General features: G+C 67.7%; 19 protein-coding genes and 1 rRNA gene. 9 read left to right on the top strand and 11 right to left on the bottom strand.

Features of this window, described 5'->3' with window-relative positions; all coding sequences use genetic code 11:
• Window positions 1–139 precede the first annotated feature (139 nt).
• Window positions 140–1,792, top strand: a complete 1,653-nt coding sequence (locus AB0F86_RS22200; RefSeq protein ID WP_356985035.1) for a CocE/NonD family hydrolase — start codon at window positions 140–142, stop codon at window positions 1,790–1,792.
• Here AB0F86_RS22200 and AB0F86_RS22195 read toward each other — a convergent pair.
• The 3 genes from AB0F86_RS22195 to AB0F86_RS22185 all read right to left on the bottom strand — a co-directional run bounded on the left by AB0F86_RS22195 (window position 1,789) and on the right by AB0F86_RS22185 (window position 5,118).
• Window positions 1,789–3,498 carry an alpha/beta fold hydrolase gene (locus AB0F86_RS22195; protein WP_356985034.1) on the bottom strand — a complete coding sequence of 570 codons (1,710 nt, stop codon included), beginning with the start codon at window positions 3,496–3,498 and terminating at the stop codon, window positions 1,789–1,791. The genes AB0F86_RS22200 and AB0F86_RS22195 overlap by 4 nt on opposite strands.
• 73 nt (window positions 3,499–3,571) lie before the next feature.
• Entirely contained in the window at window positions 3,572–4,126 is a 555-nt protein-coding gene (locus AB0F86_RS22190) for a TetR/AcrR family transcriptional regulator (RefSeq protein WP_356985033.1), read from the bottom strand.
• A 38-nt stretch (window positions 4,127–4,164) separates the two neighbouring features.
• Complete coding sequence (locus AB0F86_RS22185) at window positions 4,165–5,118, bottom strand: nitronate monooxygenase (protein ID WP_356985032.1); 954 nt, start codon at window positions 5,116–5,118, stop codon at window positions 4,165–4,167.
• Between the two features lie 134 nt (window positions 5,119–5,252).
• On the opposite strand from AB0F86_RS22185, the gene AB0F86_RS22180 reads away from it, so the two are divergent.
• The gene (locus AB0F86_RS22180) at window positions 5,253–5,549 is read left to right on the top strand and encodes a hypothetical protein (protein ID WP_356985031.1); all 297 of its coding nucleotides are present in this window, start codon (window positions 5,253–5,255) and stop codon (window positions 5,547–5,549) included.
• On the opposite strand, the gene AB0F86_RS22175 is transcribed toward AB0F86_RS22180, so the two are convergent.
• Complete coding sequence (locus tag AB0F86_RS22175) at window positions 5,482–6,063, bottom strand: helix-turn-helix domain-containing protein (protein ID WP_356985030.1); 582 nt, start codon at window positions 6,061–6,063, stop codon at window positions 5,482–5,484. The two genes, AB0F86_RS22180 and AB0F86_RS22175, sit on opposite strands and share 68 nt — an antisense overlap.
• Before the next feature lie 98 nt (window positions 6,064–6,161).
• Here AB0F86_RS22175 and AB0F86_RS22170 point away from each other — a divergent pair, with 98 nt between their 5' ends.
• Window positions 6,162–6,824 carry a methyltransferase domain-containing protein gene (locus AB0F86_RS22170; RefSeq protein WP_356985029.1) on the top strand — a complete coding sequence of 221 codons (663 nt, stop codon included), beginning with the start codon at window positions 6,162–6,164 and terminating at the stop codon, window positions 6,822–6,824.
• Window positions 6,825–6,895: 71 nt separating this feature from the next.
• Window positions 6,896–7,537 (top strand): HD domain-containing protein, encoded by a 642-nt coding sequence (locus tag AB0F86_RS22165; RefSeq protein ID WP_356985028.1) that lies wholly within the window; start codon window positions 6,896–6,898, stop codon window positions 7,535–7,537.
• 2 nt (window positions 7,538–7,539) lie between these two features.
• Here the strand turns inward: AB0F86_RS22165 and nagB are convergent, their stop codons facing one another.
• The 4 genes from nagB to AB0F86_RS22145 all read right to left on the bottom strand — a co-directional run bounded on the left by nagB (window position 7,540) and on the right by AB0F86_RS22145 (window position 13,445).
• Window positions 7,540–8,319, bottom strand: a complete 780-nt coding sequence (gene nagB / locus AB0F86_RS22160) for a glucosamine-6-phosphate deaminase (protein ID WP_356985027.1) — start codon at window positions 8,317–8,319, stop codon at window positions 7,540–7,542.
• Window positions 8,319–9,602 carry an amidohydrolase family protein gene (locus AB0F86_RS22155; RefSeq protein WP_356985026.1) on the bottom strand — a complete coding sequence of 428 codons (1,284 nt, stop codon included), beginning with the start codon at window positions 9,600–9,602 and terminating at the stop codon, window positions 8,319–8,321. The genes nagB and AB0F86_RS22155 overlap by 1 nt, the downstream gene beginning before the upstream one ends.
• Window positions 9,603–10,448: 846 nt before the next feature.
• A complete protein-coding gene (gene ptsP / locus AB0F86_RS22150) occupies window positions 10,449–12,113 on the bottom strand; it encodes a phosphoenolpyruvate--protein phosphotransferase (protein ID WP_356985025.1) in 1,665 nt (554 codons plus the stop codon).
• Between the two features lie 6 nt (window positions 12,114–12,119).
• Window positions 12,120–13,445, bottom strand: coding sequence for a PTS transporter subunit EIIC (locus tag AB0F86_RS22145; RefSeq protein ID WP_356985024.1), 1,326 nt, complete (start codon window positions 13,443–13,445; stop codon window positions 12,120–12,122).
• A gap of 174 nt (window positions 13,446–13,619) precedes the next feature.
• Here AB0F86_RS22145 and AB0F86_RS22140 point away from each other — a divergent pair, with 174 nt between their 5' ends.
• From AB0F86_RS22140 to AB0F86_RS22130, 3 genes are all read left to right on the top strand, one after another.
• Complete coding sequence (locus AB0F86_RS22140) at window positions 13,620–13,850, top strand: PTS glucose/sucrose transporter subunit IIB (RefSeq protein WP_067487390.1); 231 nt, start codon at window positions 13,620–13,622, stop codon at window positions 13,848–13,850.
• A complete protein-coding gene (locus AB0F86_RS22135; protein ID WP_181697939.1) occupies window positions 13,847–14,296 on the top strand; it encodes a PTS glucose transporter subunit IIA in 450 nt (149 codons plus the stop codon). Before AB0F86_RS22140 ends, AB0F86_RS22135 begins: the two co-directional genes overlap by 4 nt.
• A gap of 499 nt (window positions 14,297–14,795) precedes the next feature.
• Entirely contained in the window at window positions 14,796–15,851 is a 1,056-nt protein-coding gene (locus tag AB0F86_RS22130) for a class I SAM-dependent methyltransferase (protein WP_356985023.1), read from the top strand.
• Here AB0F86_RS22130 and AB0F86_RS22125 read toward each other — a convergent pair.
• Complete coding sequence (locus tag AB0F86_RS22125) at window positions 15,833–19,177, bottom strand: AAA domain-containing protein (protein ID WP_356985022.1); 3,345 nt, start codon at window positions 19,175–19,177, stop codon at window positions 15,833–15,835. The two genes, AB0F86_RS22130 and AB0F86_RS22125, sit on opposite strands and share 19 nt — an antisense overlap.
• Before the next feature lie 78 nt (window positions 19,178–19,255).
• A complete protein-coding gene (locus AB0F86_RS22120; protein ID WP_181697936.1) occupies window positions 19,256–19,510 on the bottom strand; it encodes a hypothetical protein in 255 nt (84 codons plus the stop codon).
• Between the two features lie 147 nt (window positions 19,511–19,657).
• On the opposite strand from AB0F86_RS22120, the gene AB0F86_RS22115 reads away from it, so the two are divergent.
• A complete protein-coding gene (locus AB0F86_RS22115; RefSeq protein WP_356985021.1) occupies window positions 19,658–20,275 on the top strand; it encodes a hypothetical protein in 618 nt (205 codons plus the stop codon).
• 12 nt (window positions 20,276–20,287) lie between these two features.
• Here the strand turns inward: AB0F86_RS22115 and AB0F86_RS22110 are convergent, their stop codons facing one another.
• Window positions 20,288–20,851, bottom strand: a complete 564-nt coding sequence (locus AB0F86_RS22110; RefSeq protein WP_356985020.1) for an ElyC/SanA/YdcF family protein — start codon at window positions 20,849–20,851, stop codon at window positions 20,288–20,290.
• Window positions 20,852–21,407: 556 nt separating this feature from the next.
• Between AB0F86_RS22110 and AB0F86_RS22105 the strand changes: the two genes are divergently transcribed.
• Window positions 21,408–21,697: ribosomal RNA gene (locus AB0F86_RS22105) — 16S ribosomal RNA — on the top strand; the annotation flags it as partial.

The following is a 21,697-nucleotide window of genomic DNA, read 5'->3' as shown; positions in this document are numbered from 1 at the left end:
GGTACGCAGTTCGAAAGTCCCCTCCGGCACCGTCGGAGGGGACTTTCGTCTGTGGTGGTCCGCCGCCGGTGACCGGTCGATTGTGCGCCCCCGGATGTCGGGGCTGGACGGGGTGGGCGGTAGCGGTCATAGTGCTCGGGTGCGATGGGGTGTTGTGGTGGCTCGGGCCGTGGTCGGCGTGGCGTTGATGTTCGGTGCCGCGGCGGCGCCGGTGTCGGCGGATGAGCCACCGATCGAGGTCGAGTTCAGCTGGACGCAGGAGTATTTCACCGCTGCCGATGGCACTCGGTTGCATGCGGATGTGTTGCGGCCCGCCGGGTTGGCGGCTGACGCCCGCACCCCTGTTCTGCTGACGGCGAGTCCGTACCGTGCGCACCTGGCGTACCTGAGCGTGCCGCGCCCGGGTGGTGGCCCGTCGACGGAAAATCTGCCGGTCGAGTGGGCGCTGCGCGCCGGATACACCTATGTGATCGTGGATTTGCGCGGCTTCGGCGGGTCCAACGGCTGTCCGGATTACGGCGGGCCGGGGGAGCGCTCGGATGTGGTCGCGGCGGTCGAGTGGGCGGCGAGCAGGCCGTGGTCGACCGGCCGGGTCGGCATGGTCGGCACTTCCTATGAGGGCTGGACCGGGATGATGGCGCTGGCCGAGAAGCCGAAGGGGCTCGCGGCGGTCGCGGCGTTCGCGCCGGTCGTCGACCCGTATTCGTACCTGTACATGCAGGGCACCTCGTGGAAGTTCGGTGGTAAACCGCTGACCGAAGACGGTGTGCGCCCCGCCGACATGGCAGGCGGCGAGCACCTGGCCATCGCGTCGACCCCCGGTCACTGGGCCGACAGCGACGAGTACAAGGCCAACGCCGTCCAGATGACCCAGGCCTGCGCCGACAGCTATCTCGGGCTCACCATGAACCACAACGGTGCCGACCCCGGCTGGCGGGAACGCGACATGGTCGAGGACCTGCGCGGCAACACCACTCCGCTGTTCCTCGGCCAGGGCTTCCTCGACGCCAATACCCGCGCCGACCGGGTCATCGAGGCCTGGGAAGCGCGGGGCCCGGGCGAGCATCGTGCCTGGTTCGGGCAGTGGGGTCACTCCGATTGCCGGGAGAAGTGCGGCACACCGCATTTCGCCGCCGAGCTGTACGCATTCCTGGACCGGCACGTGGCCGGCGCCGACGTCGAGGTGCCCGGCCCGCCGGTCACCGTCGGCCAGTTCGACGGCGGGTGGCGCAGCGAAGACGTGTGGCCGCCGGTCGACACGCGGCGCACGACGGTCCAGTTGCGCACCGGAACCTACGTCGATCGCGGTCTGCTGCCCGGTGCCGACCGGGAGATCTGGTCCATCTCGGATCCGGTCACCCAGCCGGTGCACCTGGCGGGCCGCCCCACCGCATCCCTGACGTTGTCCGGCCCGCCCGAGGCGACGGTCGCGCTCGAGCTCTACGACATCGCACCCGACGGCCGCGCCACGGTGATGAGCCGGGGGATCGCACCGGTTCGCACCGAAACGCAGGTCCGGCTGCTGTGGCAGGACGCGCGGCTGGCCGTCGGGCACCGGCTGGGCGTGCGCATCACCGATGTGGTCGACGACGTGTGGTCGCATACGCCGACCAATGCGCGCGTCACCGTCGAGGCGGCGCGGGTGGAGCTGCCGTTGCTCACCGTCGCCCGCGAGCTGAACCTGTCCGGTGGTGTGCCGACCTGGCATGCGCGGTGGCGTGGTGCCGAAACCGTCGAACTCGGGCAGGCGCTGCTGAACGATCCGGCCGTGCGAGTCGAACTACCTGCTTAAGGGCGGCGGGAGGCGGCCATTTCCGAGCCCTTGATCACGCGGATGACCTGGTCGGTATGGGTCAGCTGCGGGTAGTGCCCGGCACCGGCGATGGTGGTGACCCGGTGGGTGGTCGGTTGGGTCAGCGGGTCGTCGGCACCGACGACGATATCGACCGGAACCCGGACCTCGGCGAGTTTCGCGGCCAGGTCGGCACGGTATCGGTCCTGGCGTACCGACCGCATGATCGCGAACGTACGCTGGGCCACTCCGTTGCGCCGCAGGCCGGCGACCGCCGACTCGATCGCCGCACCGTTCGGAATACCGAGGCGCGCTGCGAGTTTCGCGGCCGGAAGCCGCTTCGCGACAGCGGCAGCGACGGGCGAAGCGGTGATCCACGGCAGCTGGGACTGGAGGAACCAGGGTGCGATCAGCACCAGTCGCGAAACCCGGTCCGGGTGGCGGAGGGCGTATTCGACAGCCGCGCCGGCGCCGAGTGAATGGCCCACGAGCACAGGTGTGCTGTGTACGGGCGCGAGGAGATCGTCGATCCACTCGGCGGTCGACATACCCGACGGGGCCGAGCGGCCTAGGCCCGGCAGATCCGCGGCGAGGACCGAACCTTCCAGTGCGTCGGCGAGACCGGCCCATGATTCGCTGTCGAGCGGAATTCCGTGCAGCAGCACATAATCAGGCTCGGTGTGGTCACCACTGAGCCACGTTCCCGCTCGGAAACCGGAAGCCGACGTCGCCTCGACGGCTCCGTTGCGAGTGGCGACGATCCGGTCGGCGTAGGCCCGCAGTAGATCACCCACCGGTGGTTGTTCGATTCCCAGCCGTGCGGCGACTTCGTCGCCGGCGGAGGTGTCGTATCGGTCGTTGCTGACGAACGACAGCGTCTCGGGATCGGTCCCCGTGAGCGCCCGTGGCAATCGCCGCAACAGTTCGGCGGGGACGGTGAGGCGCGGTGCGCGGACACGCAAGTGGTCGGCGACGAGTCGAATCAGCTCGGGAAGATTCGGCGTCGTGGCGTCGAGGATCGGGTAGGAACGTCCGGCTGTGTCGGGCAGGGTGGGCAGGCCGACGATGAAACGGGTGAGGTAGTCCAGGTCGACGACCGGGATGAACGTGTCGGCCGACCCGGGCAGGACGGGCAGCTTGCCACGCCACAGCAAGTCGATCATGTCGGCCGGCCCGAAGTACTGCCCGGGACCGACCACGCTGGACGGGTTGGCGAAGGTCAACGGAATGTTCTTGTCAGCAGCCACTTTTCGCAGCAGCGCATCGGCTTCGACCTTCGAGGCCTCGTAGGCGCCGGAACGGTAATCGGTGTGTCCGGCCTCGGCGCGGTATCCGGTGATGTGCACGATACGACGCAGATCCGGCTGCCGCGCTGCCCATTCCAGCACGTGCAACGCACCGTCGAGATTGACCCGACGGGCCACGTCGGCGTCGAGCCCGAACTTCATCAACGCGGCCGCGTTGTACACATCGCGTACCCCTTCGATCGACTCACCCAGTGCGAGATCGGGTTCGGCGATATCGGTGGTGGTGATCGTCAGGTCTGCGGTGTCCGCGCCCTGTTCGGCCAGCCATGTGGACAGGCGGTGTTCACTCCCGGCGCGCACAGCGGCTGTGACGGTGTGCCCGGTGCGCAGTAGTTCCGCGACCAGTGAGCGGCCGATGAATCCGGCAGCCCCGAAAACGATCGAATCGGTATGAACCATGATGTCCTACTTTCAGTAGACCGATTGGCATATTTTGTGGTGATAAGAGAACCCCGCTGCGGGCGCCGCGGGGTCAGACGAGGAGGTCGATGGTGTCGGCCAGTTGATCGAGGGGTCGACGATCGCGGTGCGCTCTGGCCAGTACCAGTCCGCCTTCGATCAGGGCGAGCGACGCCGTGGCGAGGCGTTCGGGCTCGGGGTGGCCGAACGCGGTCAGCCGCTCCCGGATGGCGTCCTCCCACAGGCGGTAGGTGTCCGAACAGGTCTGTCGCACAGCGTCATTGGTCGACGCGGTATCCAGCGCCACGGCCGCGACCGGGCAGCCGATGGTCCAGTCGGAGACCTCGAGTTGGTCGCCGAGCAGCCGGAGCATGGTGTGGGCGAATTCCCGCGCGTCGGCCGCCTCGATCGCGCGGATCAGCTGCGCCATCTCGGTGCCGCTGTCGGTGAGTGCCGCCGAGATCAGTTCGTCCTTGCCGCCGGGGAAGTGGAAATACAGCGACCCACGTGGCGCTCCACTGTCCTCGACGATCTGCTTCAGGCCGGTGCCGAAGTAGCCGCGTGATTCGATCAGTGACCGAGTGGTCCTGATCAGTTTGCACCGGGTTTCGGCTCCTTTTGCGCCCACGAGGCAAAACTAGACCGGTCAACATATTTTTGCAAGGCTCAGTCTGCCGTGAGCAGCTCAGCGGCTTCAGCGCAGAGGCGCGCGATCGTTTCGGCGACCGGTTCCACATGCGTGACCAGCCCGACGCCCTGCCCCGCGTCGACCGGCGCGATCCGTGGGTCGTCGGCGGCAATGGCGGCGCGCAGATCGTTGACATCGGGCGGGTTCTCGTCGCCCTCGGCCCTGGTCCACGGATCGGTGAATTCGTTGCGCAGCACCCGCGCCGGATAGATCGGCGGCCACGGCAGGTCGAGTGCCTCGTCGAATTCCGTGGTCACCACGGTGCTGGTGGAGTCGGCGGCGAGCATGGCCCGCCGCGCGTTCTCACCCAGCAGCGACTCCTCGGCGGGTGCGAGACAGGTCCCGAGCCACGCACCCGACGCGCCCGCGGACAGCACCGCGGCCAGCGTCCGCCCGGAACCGACGCCACCTGCGGCGAGCACCGGCACGCTCGCGATCTCGAGGACCGCGTCGAGCAGCGGCATGAGCGCCAGTCGGTCGGCGCCGTGCCCGCCGCCTTCGCTGCCGCGCGCGACGATCACGTCGATGCCCGCCTCCTGTGCTCGGTGCGCGCCGGGCACGTCGTAGACCTGCGTGATCGCGAGAATGCCCGCCGCTTGTACCTCGGGCACCCAGGAGAAGTCCGTTCCGAAACTGATCGACAGTGCACGTGGCCGGGCGGCGAGAGCGGTGTCGAGCAGGTCGGCTTCGCGTGTGCGTACCCAGTCGACCAGTCCGATCCCCACCGGGGCGCCGCCTGCCTCGCTCAGTTCGCGGCGCAGTGCCTGCGCCGATCCGGCACTGCCCATCCCGATCATGCCGAGTCCACCCGTCTCGCACACTGCGGCCGCGAGCCGGCCCCCCGCCGCGCCGCCCATCGGCGCGTTCACGATCGGGACCCGCAGCCCGAGCGAGCGCGACCAGGCGGTGGACAGGACCGGATCGGGGGTCATCAGCGCGGCTCCTCTCGTCCCGGACGGGCGCCGGGCGCGGCAGTTCCCATCATGACAGCCCGAATGAACGCGACCTGTCGGCCAGTGCGCGTATGTTCGACGGCACTGCCGCATCGACACCAACGGGGGTCCGGATGACGATCAGAGATCGACTGGAACAGGCGATCACCGAACCGCCGACGGTCTTCGGCGAGCCAACCGACACGGCCGATGGTGCCACCGTCATCACCGTCGCTCGCGGCGGCGGCTTCGGCAGGCCCGCGCGGCCCGTCGGTGTCTTCGTCATTCACGAAGGCCGGGCGCACTGGTCACCGGCGGTCGACGCCAATCACATTGCCCAACTGGGGGAGTGGATCGGTCTGCTCACCGGCGTGATCCTGGCGCTTGCCCTGTTGCGTCGTCCGCCGTGGCCGGATCTGCGCCGCCACTGATCCCGTTCACCACCAGCTTCTCGAACTGCTGCCATGCCCGCGCGGCGGGCAGCGGATCGGCCGGGTCGACGATCTCCGCGGTGAGGCCGAGCAGTCCCCAGGACACGAAGGCGACAGTGGTCGCCGGCCATTCTTCGAACAGTTCGGCGATCAGGTCCGCCAATCCGCGCCGGTAGGCATGGATCACGGTGGTCGCCGCCTTGGGCCCGACCAGCGGCCGGTACACCTCGGGATACCGGCCCGCGAGCTGGAACAGCACCCGCAGTCGGCCGAGCGGGGAGGCCCCGGCGGCGGTGTTCGCGATTTCGCGGCGCAGGAATTCGGTGCAGCTCACCAGCAGCAGGTCGTCCTTGTCCCGGTAGTGGGCGTAGAAGGTGGACCGCCCCACGTCGGCGCGTTCGATGATGTCGCTCACCGTCACCCGCTCGTAGCCACGCTCGATCATCAGCTCGATCAGCGCGCGGTGCAGGGCGTCGCGGGTGCGCCGGACGCGGCGATCGGTGTGCTCGGACATCGTGCCTCCCGGACGGATTTCCCGGATCTGTGCGGAAACGGACAGATCGCCATATCTTGCGCCTGGTCGCGGCCACGACCTCGCCCGACCATAGGCTCATGACAGGAAATCAGCTTCTCACTCCCATGTTCGTCGACGACGGCGACGGCCTGCTCATCGCGGGCCTGCGCCGCTACAACGTATTCACCAGCGTGTTCTTCCTCGGCAGGCATCGCGCGCTACTCACCGAGCTCGTCACAGCCTCAGGTGTCCGTACCGGTGACCGTGTGCTCGATATCGGCTGCGGCCCAGGGAAACTCGTCCGCGCTCTCGGTATCGCGACGGGCACGACCGGTGCTGCTGTCGGTGTCGACCCGTCGGCGGCCGCCATCGACGACAACCGGCGGCGCGATCACACCCCTCATCACTGCTACGAGCAGGGCCCCGCGCAGCGATTGCCCTTCGGTGATGCCGAATTCGATGTTGTGACCAGTACTTTCGTCATGCATCACATCCCGGAGCAACACCGTGCGGAGGCGCTGGCGCAGATGTGGCGCGTGCTGCGTCCCGGCGGCAGGTTGCTACTGGCGGATGCCTCGCCGTCGCCACGGATGCGCCGATTGCTCGCACCGATGTTCGGCGGCTTCGACGCTGTCGATATCCGCCGCTACCGTGAGCAGCTGGCGGCCATCGGATTCACCGAGCTCGGCTACACCCAGAGCCGTTATCAGACCGGCATTCTCACCTGTGTGAAACCCGCATCCGGGACCGCTCAGCGCTGATCGGCCCGACTTGTCGGTGGCCTCGGCTAGGGTCGGGGCAACAGGATCGCAATCGAGCACGGGGGTGTCGCATGGAGTTCGATCAGCGCGAAGCGCAGGCACGGGAATTCGCCGTCGCGGCGCACGGTGACCAGCGTTATGGGGAGCGGCCGTACGTCACCCATCTCGCGGCCGTGCGCGGCGTCCTCGACGACTTCGGCTTCGGCGGCGATCTCGCGGTGGCGGCCTGGCTCCACGACGTCATCGAGGACACCCCGGTCACCGCCGAAGAGGTCGAATCCCGTTTCGGGCGTGCGGTCCTCGATCTCGTCTGGGCGGTCACCGGCGTGGGTTCCGACCGCAAGGCGCGAAACCTCGACGCCTACACCAAGATCGCCGCCCACCCTCGCGCCGTGATCCTCAAACTCGCCGACCGCACGGCCAATGCCGAGGCGAGCCCACCCGCCTCCAGCTGGATGGGCATGTACCGCACCGAACACCCCACCTTCAAAGCGCATCTCGGCGGATTGCTCGCCGACGACCCGACGGTCGCCCGCATGTGGAAACGTCTCGATCGCCGATTAGACCCCGAGGTGGCCGCGCCGTCCGCGCAATGGGCCGAGATCGACCGGCTCGTCGCGGCGGGCGAACACGCGCAGGCGGTGGCCGCCGTGCGCGCCGCCTTCGAGTGCGACCCGGGTGAAGCCGAACGCATCCTGGCCGAACGCGCCTGAACTCAGAACGACTGCCACACAGGCTTGTTCGCGAGGGCGTACTTGTAGTAGTCGGCCAGCTTCAGCTTGCTCGCGGCGGCTTCGTCGATCACCACGGTGACATGCGGATGCCACTGCATCACCGAGGCCGGGCAGAAGGCCGACAGCGGTCCCTCGGCGGCGGCCGCGATGGCGTCGGCCTTCCCCGCGCCCAGCGCGATCATCACCAGGTGCCGGGCTTCGCAGATGGTGCCGAGCCCTTGGGTGAGCACATGGTGCGGAACGTCGTCGGGTCCGTCGAAGAACCGGGCATTGTCCCAGCGGGTCTGCTCGGTGAGCGTCTTCACCCTGGTCCGTGAAGTCAGCGACGAACCGGGCTCGTTGAAGCCGATATGCCCGTCGGTGCCGATGCCGAGCAGCTGCACGTCCACCCCGCCGGCGGCGGCGATCGCGGCGTCATAACGCCTGCCTTCGCCCGCGATGTCGCCCGCCTCCCCGTTCGGGCTCAACACACGCGCAGGATCGAGGTTCACATGATCGACGAATTCCGACCGGATCACCGAGAAATACGACTGCGGATGGCTTTTCGGCAGCCCGACGTACTCGTCGAGCAGAAACCCGCTGGCCGTGGTGAAATCCAGATCGCCGTCGCGGTAGCGGCGCGCCAGTTCCCGGTAACTGCCGAGCGGCGACGACCCGGTGGCCAGGCCGAGGATCGCATTGCCCTGGCGCACATAGCCGCCGACGATATCGGCGACCGTGGAGGCCACTTCGTGTTCGTCCGCGCGGATCACGATTTCCATCAGCTTCCTTCCATTCCGGCGACGAACACCCGCCGCACCTGCCATTGCCGATCGACCACGAGCACATCGGCCCGCGCACCCGCCCGCAACGTGCCGCGCTCGGCCTCGAGTCCGAGCACCCGCGCAGGCGTGCGCGTGGCAGCCCTGACCGCATCGACGAGGGGGATACCCGCATGCTCGACCGACCACCGCACCACCTCGAGCAGTGTTGCCGTGCCGCCGGCGATAGCGCCCGGCGAACCGTCCTCGGTGGCGAGCCGAGCGATCCCGTGCCGCACCTGCACATCCAGGGCGCCGAGCCGGTAATCACCGTCGCTCATCCCGGCGGCCGCCATCGCGTCCGATACCAGGGCGATCTGGTCGGCTCCGACGGTATCGAACACCATCGCGACGGTCTCGGGCGCCAGATGCACACCGTCGGCGATCAACTCGACGACCATCTCGCCGCGGCCGGCGGCGGCAAGGCAGGCGGCGGCGGGCCCGGGCCTGCGGTGATGCAGCTCGGGCATCCCGTTGAAGAGGTGGGTGGCGGTGATCGGCTCGCCACCGAACCGCACTGCGCCGCCGGCTTCGGTTCGGGTCGCTCCGGAGCTGTCGAGGGGCTGCGGAGCCGTACCGGGGTTTCGTCGTGCGGATGCCTGCTCGGTTGTTTCGCGCGGGCGGACGCACTCGGCGATCCGAGCCGACGTCGTCGCCGCGTCGGCATCGGTATGTCCCAGGCTCGGCAGCACACCGTATTCGTGCATCGCGGCGAGCAATTCGGCGAAGTTCGCGGTTTCCGGCGCCAGCGTCATCGACCGGACGGTCCCGCGCGACGCCCGGTAGATCCGCTCGAACAGCACCGGATCCCCGGCAACGATGGCCGCCGGATCCTGCGCACCACACCGCACCGCGTTGATGAACGGCCCCTCGAGATGAACCCCGAGCAGTTCCCCGCCGTCCACCAGATCCGCCAGCACCGCCGCCTGCTCGACCAACACCTCCGGCGCCGCCGACACCAAGCTGCCGAGCAACCCAGTCGTGCCGTGCGCGCGATGGTGCGCCGCCGCAACCCGCGCGCCCGCCCCGTCAGCATTGGGAAACCCGAACCCGGCCCCACCGTGGCAATGCAGGTCGATCAACCCGGGCAGCACAAGGTCATCCGTGGCCTCTGGAAGTTCCTGCGGGCGTGGATAACTCGCTGCCGCACCAACCCACGTAATCGTCGCCCCATCGAATTCGACCACACCATCGGCAATTTCACCCGCACCCGCACCGACGACACACCCCCGCAAGGCAGTCACGCCGACCCACCTATCCCTCTCCCGATACCGCCGGATACCGGCCTGCCCGCAACCGCCGCACCCCGCGGGCCGATGATCGACCAGCGCGCCGGCAGCGGCCCAACCGTTGGCAGCGTCACTGCCCGGTATGCGCCGACCACCATCCCCGCCACTGGCCCGACCGCTGAAATCCTTGCTGCCGGAAGCTCGGCTGCCAGGGCCGCGGCCAACGGTTCGACTGGTTGCACCGTTACTGCCGGGAACTTGCCCGCCACTACCGTGAGCGGGTGTCCCGCGACCGCTGGTTGCGCGATCGCGGACAGCCTTGCTGCTGGAAGCGCGGCTGCCACGACCGCAGCCGGCGCCCCGGCCGATGGCATCGTTACTGCCGGGGACATGGTCGCCACGACCGAAGGTGGCGTCCCGGCTGGTGACGCAGTTGCCACTGGTTCGGCTGCCACAACCGCCGCTGGCCGCCTGGCCGGTGGCACCGTTGCTGCCGGGAGCGTGCCCGCCATGACCGCGGGCGGTTGTCCCGCGACCGTTGGTTGCCCGATCGGTGACAGCATTGCCACTGGTGGCATGTCCGCCACGCCTACGAACGGCCCGGGCGAAGTCGTTGTTACTGATGGCCAAGCGGCGACTACCGCCGCTGCAGGTTCGACCGGTGGCACCGTTGCTGCCTGGGGCCCGCCCGCCCCGCCCGGAGGCGGCGGCCCTGCCGGTGATTTGGTTGCAACTGGAGGCCCGATCAGTGACATCCCCGCTGCCAGGGGGACGGCTGCCACCACGCTGTCGGCGGCCGAACGTCGCACGCCGCGCACAGCCGCAGCGACCACCGAGCCGCTCGACCCCGCCGTCACCACCTCATGCCCGTCCAACGATCGCCGCGACCACCTCACGTGCCGTCTGTGGCCCGCGCGCAGCGCACGCCGCGTCGGCTGCTTCCTGACAGCGTTGAATGTCGATCCCCGCTAAGGCGGCTCGGACGGCGGGCAGGGCAGGTACCGACATCGACAGGCTCGTCACTCCGAGCCCGACCAGCACTGGCGCGAGCAGGGGATCCGACGCCGCCTCACCGCACACACCAACCGACTTGCCCGATGCCGTTCCCGCCGCGCCGACCATCGCGATCAAATCGAGCACCGCGGGCTGCCAGGGATCGAGGAGCTGCGCGAGGCTGCCCGCCATCCGGTCCGCCGCACAGGTGTACTGGCTGAGATCGTTGGTACCGATGCTCACGAAGTCCAGGTGCGCCAGCAGATCGGCCGCCCGCAATGCCGCCGCCGGGATCTCGATCATCGCCCCGACCTTGCGCACCCCGGATTCCTTTGCCAGCGCCGCGAATCCGGCCGCCTCGTCGGCCGTGGCGACCATCGGTGCCATCACCCACAGATCGGCACCGGTCGCCTCACCCGCGTGAGCCAGCGCGGTGAGCTGGGTGGCCAGTGTTTCCGGGAACACCGACCCGATCCGCAACCCGCGCACACCGAGCGCCGGATTCTCCTCGGTCCCGAGATCGAGGAACGGCAGCGGTTTGTCCGAGCCCGCGTCGAGCGTGCGCACCACCACGCGGCGGCCCGCGAACTGTTCGAGAACCGCTGTGTAAGAGGCGGTCTGCTCGTCCAGCGTCGGCTCCGAGGCCTTGCCGAGGTACATGAATTCGGTGCGGAACAGGCCCACACCCTCGCTGTCGACCGGCGCCGCCTTCACCGCGTCGTCGACCGTGCCGATATTGACCAGCAGGTGCACCGGGGTGCCGTCGGCGGTGCGCCCCGGCCCGCTGGCTGCCGCCAACCGAGCCTTGTCTGCGGCCGCTTGCTCTGCCGCCGCCTTCTGACGTTCAGGGCTCGGGTCGATCACCACCTCACCGGTCGAGCCGTCGAGCAGCACCGGTGCACCGTCGACGAGTTCGTCGGTCTGCGAGCAGTTCACTACGGCGGGCAGGCAGAGCGATTTCGCCAGGATCGCGGTGTGACTGGTAGGCCCGCCTTCGCTGGTGAGCAGGCCGACCACATCACTGCCGCCCAGCATCGCCGTGTCGGCAGGCGCCAGATCGCGCGCGACGAGCACGAACGGAAATCCCGGCTCGGGGATACCCGGCATCGGTTCACCGAGCAGCACCGCGATGGTTCGCCCGCCGATATCGCGCAGATCGGTCGCGCGTTCGGCCATGTACCCGCCCAGCGCCTCGAGCTTGGCGCAGAACCCCTCGAACGCCAGGTGCACGGCGTGCGCCGTCGGCATTCCCGCTTTCAATTCCTTCTCGGCGGCGGCGACGATGCCCGGGTCACGCGCCATCGTCGCCGACATCGAAAGGATCTCCGCCGCAACACCGTCCACGCGCGACGCCCTGGCGGCCATTTCGTCGGCCACCCTCGCGAGCGCCGCCTTCACCCGGGCCAGTTCCTCGTCGGGTGGCCCGCCGACCGGGTCCTGCGCGGAGGTCTCGAGCTGCGAACCGAATCGCAACCACGGCGCACACACCACCCCGGGACTGACCCCGAGCCCACGGATCACCTGTTCCGGCATCGGGCGTCACTCACCTTCCGGCTTCTTGTCCAGCTTCGTCTCGGTTCCATCGTTTCGAGTATCGTCGCTGTCCGCCGCTACGGGTTCGGCTTGTGCCTCGGCCACGCCGGAGACCTCCTCATCGGTCTCCGCCTCGCGGCCGGGTGTGCGCAGGTTCCACTTCTTGATCACGAAGCTGAACAGCAGGTAGTACACCAGCGCGTACCCGAGCCCGATCGGGATCAGGAGCCACGCATCGGTCGCCTTGCCGAAGTTCAGCAGATAGTCGATGGCGCCTGCCGAGAAGGTGAACCCGTCGTGGATGCCGAGCGCGTTCACCAGCGCCATCGACGTACCGGTCAGGATCGCGTGCACCACGTACAGCGGCCACGCCACGAACATGAACGAGAACTCGAGCGGCTCGGTGATGCCGGTGACGAACGCGGTGAGCCCGGTGGAGAGCATGATGCCGCCGACCAGCTTCTTCTGCGAGGGCCGCGCATGGCGCCAGATGGCGAAGGCAGCGGCGGGCAGGGCGAACATCATGATCGGGAAGAAGCCGGTCATGAAGGTGCCCGCGCTCGGGTCACCCGCGAAGAAGCGGTTCAGATCGCCGCGCACCAGCTGACCGGAAGCATCGGTGTAATCGCCGACGAGGAACCAGACCGTGGAGTTCAGAATGTGGTGCAGTCCGGTGGGAATCAGCAACCGGTTGGCCGCGCCGTAGATACCGCCACCGACCACCGAATTGTCCGCGACCGCCTCACCGACCCAGGTGAGCGCCGAGTTGAACGCCGGATACAGGAAGGCCATCGCGACACCGACCACCAGACCGGTGACGGCGGTGAGGATGGGCACCAGTCGTCTGCCGTTGAAGAACCCGAGGAAATCGGGCAGCTTCGTGCGATAGAACCGCTGCCACAGGATCGCCGAGAGCAGACCCATCACGATGCCGCCGAGCACGCCGTAGTTGATGAGAGCCTGCGCGCCCTTGGGGTCGGTCTTGCCTTCCAGCACGATCGGCGACATCGCCTCGAACACGCCGTTGATCACCATGTAACCGACCACGGCGGCCAGTGCGGTCGACCCGTCGGCCTTCTTGGCCCAGCCGATGGCGATGCCCACGGCGAAGATCAGCGGCAACCAGGTGAACACCGCCTGGCCCGCGGCCGAGATCACCGACGCCGCGCTTTCCAGCGCGGAGAAGCGGCCGAGTAGGTCGTCCTGGCCGAGACGCAACAGGATGCCCGCCGCGGGAAGCACGGCGATGGGCAGCATCAGGCTGCGCCCGAGTCGCTGCAATCCCGCGAATGTTCTGGATTCTTGCTTGGGGCTGTCGGTAACGGCAGTCATGTCGACCTTCTTCGTCCAGCGGTTGTGAACCAGTGGCTCTGACGGGTACTGTCCGGTCATAACCAGTTGTCAGTTTGACCAGGTGGCCGTCGGATGTCAACCGTGAAATATGACGTGGCGCACAACCGAGGCTCCCATACTGGAACCGGCTACCACCGCGGAAAGGGAGAACACATGTCCAAAGCGGAAGCGATCGTCCAGGGCCTGGGCGGCGCGGAGAACATTGTCGAGATCGAGGCGTGCATCACCCGTTTGCGTACCGAGGTGCGCGACGGCGCCAAGGTCGACGAGGCCGCGCTCAAGGCGGCAGGCGCCCACGGTGTCCTCAAGTCGGGCACCGTCGTGCAGGTCGTCGTCGGCCCCGAAGCCGACACCCTGGCCGAGGACATCGGGGACATCCTGTGAACGTCACCGCCCCACTCGCCGGCCGCGTCATCCCGCTGTCGGAAGTTCCCGACCAGGTCTTCGCCGATCAACTGGTCGGCTCCGGCGTGGCCATCGACCCCGACCGCACCCGAGGCCCCCTCACCGTCACCGCCCCCATCACCGGCAAGCTCCTCAAACTCCACCCCCACGCCTTCGTGGTCTTCGGCGGCGGCGTCGGTGTCCTGGTCCACCTCGGCATCGACACGGTGAAACTCAAAGGCGAAGGCTTCACCCTCCACGCCACCGAAGGCGAAACCGTCGAGACCGGCACCCCCATCGTCACCTTCGACCCCACCGAGATCGCCGCCACCGGCAACCCGATCATCTGCCCGATCGTCGTAATGGATTCCCCGAAGAACTCCATCAATCCCGACACGATCGACACAGTCGTGGAACCCGGCGCACCCTTGTTCGATACGCCTTAACCGCGTGTAGCCAGCAGAGAATCAGCTGTTCTGGCAGCCGATCCCGTTCCCGTCGGCATCGAGCCCGTAGTCGTCGGGGCCGATTACTCGAACCGGGCCCGTGTATGCGGGCCCGTCCCCGCTGCCGCCCGCACAGTCGACGTCGGGGGCGATCGGAACGCACGGATCGTAGGAGGGATGGCACTCGCGGGGCGGCGGCGGTGGCGGTGGACAGAACTGGCTCGATCCGCTGTTGCACAGCAGATCGGTGACGGGATCAGCACTGGCTTGCGCCGGAAGCACGACAGCAAAAGCTATCGCGGCACAACAGGCTGGTCCGAGAAATGAGCTCGGCCTCATGACAACTCCGATCCTGTGAACTCTGCCCAGCCTCTCGCAAACAGGCGGCAACCGACAGCGGTGAGATCGAATCGTTGGGCACGCGGTGAACCGTGACGTTTCCTTGTCCGTTCTTCTTTCAGCAGGCTGTTCCAGCCCGCCTCGAATCAGGAGGACCCAAGTGAGCGCAGTGGAGCAGACCAGTGAGCAGTTCGCGCAGCGGTTGTTCGAGGCGGCGCTCGGCACGGTCGACATCCTGGCCATCCATCTGGGCGACCGGCTCGGTTGGTACTCGGCGCTGGCCTCGGGTCCGGCCGACGCGGCCGAGCTCACCGCTCGTGCCGGCGGCGATCGCCGATACGCGCGGGAATGGCTCGAACAGCAGGCGGCGACGGGCATCCTCACGGTGACACCAGACGGCCGCTTCGCCCTCCCGCCGGGCGTGGCCGAGGTGCTCACCGACACGAACAGCCTGGACTACCTCGCCCCGCTCGCCCGGATGCTCGCCGGCGCGGCGGTCCAGCTGCCCGCCCTGGTTCGCGCCTATCGCGACGGCGGCGGTGTCGGTTGGTCCGAATACGGCACCGACGTGCGTGAATCCCAAGCCGACATGAACCGCCCCTGGTTCGAACACCGCCTGGCCGCCGACCTCGCCACCGTCCCCGACATGCATGCCCTGCTGTCTACCCCCGGTGCGCGAGTCGCCGATATCGGCTCGGGTGGCGGTTGGTCCTCGATCGCCCTGGCCCGCGCCTACCCCGACCTGCGGGTCGACGGCTACGACATCGACCAGCCGTCGATCGATATGGCCACCACCAATGCCGCCGCCTTAGCCGACCGCGTCCATTTCCACCACGCCGACGTCACGGCCGACCTCCCGGAAGCGACCTACGACGCCGTCTTCGCCTTCGAATGCGTGCACGACATGCCGTACCCGGTCGAGGTGCTGTCGGCCGTACGACGTGCGCTGCGTCCCGGCGGGGTGGTGATCGTGATGGACGAGGCCGTCGACCCGGACTTCACTTCTCCCGCAAGCGATGTCGACCGCCTCATGTACGGCTTCAGCCTGCTCATCTGCCTACCGGACGGCATGGCGCACCCCGGTTCGGCAGGCACCGGAACCGTGATGCGCGCCGAGCAGCTGGGGGAGTACGCCCACAAGGCGGGCTTCACCACCGTCGACATCCTGCCGATCGAGAATTTCGGCTTCTGGCGGTTCTACCGGTTGACGGTCTGAGCGACCAGCTGATCGGACTCGGCAGGCCAATGCCGGGCGAGCACGTCGAAATACCGCTGGCTGCTCCACAATCGATAGTTGCCGATCACGTACACCCGCCGCCGCGCCCGCGACACCGCCGCGTTGAGCACATTCGGGTTGGCCGCGGCCCAGCGCCGCGAACCGCCCGCGGCGGGTGAGGTGCCGAGTACCAGCACAACCACCTCGGCCGAGTTCCCACGCATGCCATGGATCGTGCCCACCTGGGCGGCGGCGAACTCGTCCCCGAGCACCTCGCGGGCGACCCGCCGCGCACCGTCGGCGACATCGCGAAAGGGGCTGACCACCCGGATGTCGTCGGCCGCGACCCCGTCCTCCCGCAACTCCGTCAGCAAGGCACCGAGCGCCTCACCTTCGCCGGGAATCCAGTTCCCTTCGGCGCGTGCGGATCTCACATCGATCCACCGATCGTGTCCGGGGAAGTCGGGCCGCTCGGGCGTGCCGAAGACGAGCAGGTCGTCGTCGTAGGCGATCCGGTGGGTCAGCTCGAAGATCGGCAGATCGCTGCGCCGATGCACCCGCAACGGCGTTCCCACCCACACCGGCCGGTCGTAATCAGCGGGTGTCAGCCAGGTCCCGAACCGCACGCCACGATCTGCCGCCTGCCGCGCCGAGGCCAGATCCGGCATCCACTCCGCATCGAGCCCGTACTGGCGAACCAGCGCCTCCTGCGCCGAAGTCGGCAGCGTCACAACAGGTCCCAGCTGGCGATGATCCCCGACGATCACCGCCCGGCGCGCGCGCCACAGACCACCCGCCACTGCCTGCGGCGCGGCCTGGCCGGCGTCGTCGACGAACAACCAACCGAGCGCCTCACGCCCCAGCCCGGCGAACAACTTGGGCAGCGCGGCGAACGTCGTCGTGAGCATCGGCACCGCGAGGAACAGCGTCTGCCAGGCGGCCGCGATGGTTTCCGCCTTCGGTGTCAACGCGAGTTCGTCACGGATCAGTGCGATCGCCACGATCAGGTTGTCGCGCACCCGGGGCGCGGCGTTCAGCAGCAGCGCCCGATGCAGCCGCAACGCCGAGAGGAAGAGCTCGCGCCGAGCCGTCGAGTACTGCTCGTCGGCCCACGGATTGCACAGCTGGAACTGCTCGTCGTCGGCCGCGACATCACCGAAAGGAATCGTCTCCGACCAGTTCTCGCGCGCCGCTTCGATGATGTCGAGTGCCCGTGCCCGCCGCTCGGTCAACGCGACATGGTCACGGATGAGGGTGCGCCCGTGCTCGGCCGCCTGCGCCCACTGCTCACGCGCATGGTCGACCTCGCCCTGCCTGCGCCGCATCTCCGCCTCGGCGTCGTGGCGTTCACGCAACAGCTCGTTGGAGCGCGCACTCCACCGCCGCCCCGCCCGGAATCCGGTGGACAGCGACTCCGCGAACCCTGGTTTACGCCCGCCGTGCTCGGTGAGCAACGTGCTGACCCGATGATGCGTGGCCTGCGCCGCGCGCAGCAGTTCGGTTGCCTGCTGATGCTGCGCGCGCCAGTGTGCGTGTGCCGCATCGGCATTGGCGATCTCCGCCGACAACGACAGCAGGTCGTCGTTCATCGCAGGCAGCTCGGCGACCGCGTCGGCCACGTCCTGACGCTGCTGTGCGAGCGTTCGAACATGCTCGCGCCTGCTCTCGAAGTCGCGCACGGCGGTCTGCCAGTCGGGCACCGAATCCGGATCCGCCTCAGCCTGTTTGAGCAGATCGAGCATTCCCGCCGAACCGGCCTGCGCCTTGCGTTCGGTGGCGAACCGGTCGCCGAACCAGAACTGCTCCCCGAAGGTTCGTCTCGCGCCGCCGAGAGCCGAGGCGATCAACCCCCACGCAGGTTCGCCGCTGACGAATTCGGCCAACTCGCCGAAGTGGTTGATCCGCACATCGGCGTCGATCGCGTCGCGGTGCTGGATCTCGGCCACCACATCGGCGGCGCTCCGGTCGCTGCCGGTGGCGAGCACCACCTCGAACCCGGTCATCTCGGGTGCGAGCCGGTGCGCGCCGACGGTGTAGTTCTTGGCGACCTGCACCTGCTCGGTGACACCGGTGAACACATCCATCGGGTCGTCGAAAGCGGCCAGCCGCTCGGCTCTTTCGACCACGATCGCCGCGAGCAGGTCCCGCAGCATCGTCGTCGTTCCGGTGCCCGGCGCGCCGTGCACGGCGAAAATCCCTGCCCTGTCACGGAGTTCGGTCATCGCCTGATCTACCGCGAACTGCTGGCCCGCGACGAGCGGATCACCCGGCCACCGCCCGTCCGGAACGCGCTGGGGCAGCAGCCCTTCGACCATCACGTCCTGTCGCTGACGAACGTCGATCCGCTGATCTATGGGCAAGGTTTCACTCGCCGCGAGGTAGTCGCGCAGCGCCGCCCCGACGTCCCCACGCTCCACCGCCGCAGCGAGCGCACGCAGCTCCGCGCCAAGTCCGCTGTTGAGCCGATCTTCGGCCGCCGTGCTGTCGGCATCCCTGGCCGCGACCTGCACGCACGCCACCCGCACCCCACCGGCGCGTAATTCGGACCGGATCGAGAGTGCCCCACACAGATCCCCCGCGAACGTCTGCAACGCCCGCCCGGTCACCAGTGGCGTACCGAATTCCTCGTTCGCCATGACGCCACGCACGAACGCGGCGGCCGACATCCCCGCCAGCCCCGGCGAAACGACACCGTCCGCACCCGCCGCGATCAGCGAGGCGCCGACGCCACGACCGACCACATCCAAGGCACGCCAGCGCGGGCCGGGATCGTCGGCTTCCGGATCGACGCTCGGTACCTCGGTGGTCAGCAGGTCGAACGCGGCGGTGAATGCCGAGGAATCGTGCTCGAACCCGTCGGCCCAACCCGGATCGGCGGGGCCGGGGGAGCGCAACCGGTTGATCGCCCACGCCAGCCCCGACAACGTCGCCGATCCCTCGACGACCATGCCGTCGTCACTCAATGTCACCGCGAAAGTGGCTGTGGTTCCGGACTGTCGCGCGTCCGCCTCCAGCTCGTCCCGCCCGAAGGCGCGCATCAGCGATTCACGCGCACGCCCCACCTCGAACAGCCCGCCGAACACCACGAACTGCCATACCCGGCCCGGTTGCAGCGCCGGGAGCGCGGTGAGGTCTTCCCACGGTGCCGGTTCGTCGGCGCCGAGTTCCACCACCAGCGCACCGGTTTCGCGGCAGACGCCGACCTCCGGTACCAGTTGCGGACCGAACAGTTCAACGGTCCGCCAGAAACGCACGAGCCGCGCGGCATGCTCGGACCCGTTCACGATGCACCCCATTCCGTCGGCCAGCATGCTGACAACTCGCACCACGGTACGTGATGGCGCGTGCACGGGCACGGTAGGCCGATGGTCCCGTCACCGTCGACGAGACCATCGGCGCTGGTCCTACAGGCGCGGCAAGCACCCGGCGGCCCGAAGCCGGGCCGCCAGCGAAGAATTCACCATCGCACTCGATCCGCCCCCACCGGTGAGCGCCACCAGCACGTCACCACCGAGCCCGGCGCCGATCGAACAGCCGAGGACGTTGACATCGATGTAGATGTTCTCCTTGGCCTCCGGTTCCGCGACAGCCGAACCGGCCCCCACCGCCGTCGCGGCCACGACGGCCAACATGATCCCAACAGCTTTGACGATGCGCACTAGCTCTCCTCGAATTGCGGTGATCGGAATCGGCCCATCCGGTCGCGGACCGACGAGAGGGTTGACCGAACCCCTTCCACAGAAACCTCGAGTCCGGTCCATATTTTGCGTTGACGGCCGAACCACCGGAACCGCACGCTGAACCCCATGGACGAGTTGAACCGCGCCGCAGACCTGTTCGCCGTCGGCGAGCTGGACGAGTCGTACCTGACGATGATCGGCGCCGAGGCTGTGGCCCGAGGGTTCGATTCCCCGGCGCTGATCGAACTCGCCTGCCTGCATCGAACCGATTGCCGCGACGCCCCGGAACTGTTCCGCACTGCGCTCGCCGAACTCGAGATCGTTCAGCTCGAGGGTTGGCGCGAACGGGAAATAGCTGTCCGGCTCAGGCGCGCGAACCGCAACGCCGCCGCCTTACTGGCCGACGAAGGAGACGCCGACGAGTGCCTTCGCCTGATCTTCACCGATCTGTTCGAGCTGACGATGCGTCCCGAGCCCGAACCACCGGAGTTGGAGGAACTCGCCTGGGACTTCTACACCATGCAAATCAGCCTGGAGGACGGCCTGGATGCCGCGATCACGTGGGACGAGATCCGCACAGGATGCCGAAACCTCTTGGCGGGCCCTCCCTATGCGCCTGTGTACCCGCGGGCCGGCCGGGTGAATGAAACCCCGCCCGAGCCGCACATCCCTGCGGAAACACCCGACCGGCCGAGGCTGCTGGATCGACTTCGCGCCGGGCTCGCAGCAATCCTGCGCCGATAACCCTTCGGCAGATCAGCGCAGGATCATCTCGACGACCGCCTTGGGCGCCGCCAACCACTCCCGGATGTTGTTGCGTACCTCGGTGGCCCGCCTGCACTCGCAATAGGCGACCACCCCGTCGGCGTCGATATCCGCCGCCCGGCACAGCGCGACCGCCCGAGGCAGATGCTGGTACTGGCTGACGATGATCGCGCGCTCCACCCCGAACATCGACCGCGCCCGCTCACACGTCTCCCGCGTGGACAGGCCCTCCCCATCCGCTCGCACGATGCCCGGATCGACTCCGTGCTCGAGAAGATAACGCCGCATCGACGCGATCTCGTCGCCGGAAGTACCGCCGGCATCCCCGGACAGCAGGATCTCGCGCGCCTTCCCCGCCGCGACCAATTCGATCGCCACATCGAGGCGCCCCCGCAGGTACGCCATCGGCGTCCCGTCCGGCGCGACCCGCGCACCGGGAACAATGACAACCGGAACAGTGGGCGCTCCGGCCACATCACTGCGATGCCCCGACGACAACATCCACATGGCCGCATTGGCACAGACCGTCACCAACACCACGCCACTGGCCAACACCGCGCCGGCCTTCATAACGCGGCGTAACCGCCGCCGACTTCCACTACGTTCCTCGCTCAACGGCGCGACCCTCCCTTTGTTGTGGTTCGAAACCCGGCCTGACTAGGGAATTTGACATCGGAATTCCAGCCACGTAACTTTATTCCAGTCAGAGCGACACGGACACCGACCCGGTGCCGAAGAACTGGTCCGACAGGGCCGCTACGGTACAGGGAAACGAGGTAGGACGATGAGCGCCTGACCGATCATGTGTTCAGGGTTCTTCCGGATTTGCGTCCGGTCGACGCTCTGAGCTACAGTACGAACCCTTGCCTCACTGAAACCCTTCACTGGGTGGATGTTTGTGCGTGTGTTCTTTGAGAACTCAATAGTGTGTCGATGAATGTCAGTGCCAATATTTTTATTGGTTCCAGCCTTCGCGTACCCCCCGGTCGTGGGAGGTTGGACATTTTTGAACAACAGCGAATCTTTTTTTGCTGGTGTTCGCTTTGCTAGATTTTTCGGACTCTAGTTAGATATTTCTGATTCGCCCCTTTTTGGGGTGTTTCGAGAGTCTTCAACGGAGAGTTTGATTCTGGCTCAGGACGAACGCTAGCGGCGTGCTTAACACATGCAAGTCGAGCGGTAAGGCCCTTCGGGGTACACGAGCGGCGAACGGGTGAGTAACACGTGGGTGATCTGCCTTGCACTTCGGGATAAGCCTGGGAAACTGGGTCTAATACCGGATATGACCTTTGGTTGCATGACTGAGGGTGGAAAGATTTATCGGTGCGAGATGGGCCCGCGGCCTATCAGCTTGTTGGTGAGGTAACGGCTCACCAAGGCGACGACGGGTAGCCGACCTGA

It is taken from the genome of Nocardia sp. NPDC023733 (assembly GCF_040639775.1).
GTDB classification, from domain to species: Bacteria; Actinomycetota; Actinomycetes; order Mycobacteriales; family Mycobacteriaceae; genus Nocardia; species Nocardia rosealba.
Note: the sequence above shows the minus strand (reverse complement) of the source record. Positions and strands in the feature narration are given on the sequence as shown.

Coding starts and splice junctions, on each gene's coding strand:
- AB0F86_RS22195 (WP_356985034.1), bottom strand. CDS start 3,498: ATGGTTCATACCGATTCGATCGTTTTCGGGGCTGCCGGATTCATCGGC.
- AB0F86_RS22185 (WP_356985032.1), bottom strand. CDS start 5,118: ATGACCCCCGATCCGGTCCTGTCCACCGCCTGGTCGCGCTCGCTCGGG.
- AB0F86_RS22180 (WP_356985031.1), top strand. CDS start 5,253: ATGACGATCAGAGATCGACTGGAACAGGCGATCACCGAACCGCCGACG.
- AB0F86_RS22175 (WP_356985030.1), bottom strand. CDS start 6,063: ATGTCCGAGCACACCGATCGCCGCGTCCGGCGCACCCGCGACGCCCTG.
- AB0F86_RS22170 (WP_356985029.1), top strand. CDS start 6,162: ATGACAGGAAATCAGCTTCTCACTCCCATGTTCGTCGACGACGGCGAC.
- AB0F86_RS22165 (WP_356985028.1), top strand. CDS start 6,896: ATGGAGTTCGATCAGCGCGAAGCGCAGGCACGGGAATTCGCCGTCGCG.
- nagB (WP_356985027.1), bottom strand. CDS start 8,319: ATGGAAATCGTGATCCGCGCGGACGAACACGAAGTGGCCTCCACGGTC.
- ptsP (WP_356985025.1), bottom strand. CDS start 12,113: ATGCCGGAACAGGTGATCCGTGGGCTCGGGGTCAGTCCCGGGGTGGTG.
- AB0F86_RS22145 (WP_356985024.1), bottom strand. CDS start 13,445: ATGACTGCCGTTACCGACAGCCCCAAGCAAGAATCCAGAACATTCGCG.
- AB0F86_RS22140 (WP_067487390.1), top strand. CDS start 13,620: ATGTCCAAAGCGGAAGCGATCGTCCAGGGCCTGGGCGGCGCGGAGAAC.
- AB0F86_RS22115 (WP_356985021.1), top strand. CDS start 19,658: ATGGACGAGTTGAACCGCGCCGCAGACCTGTTCGCCGTCGGCGAGCTG.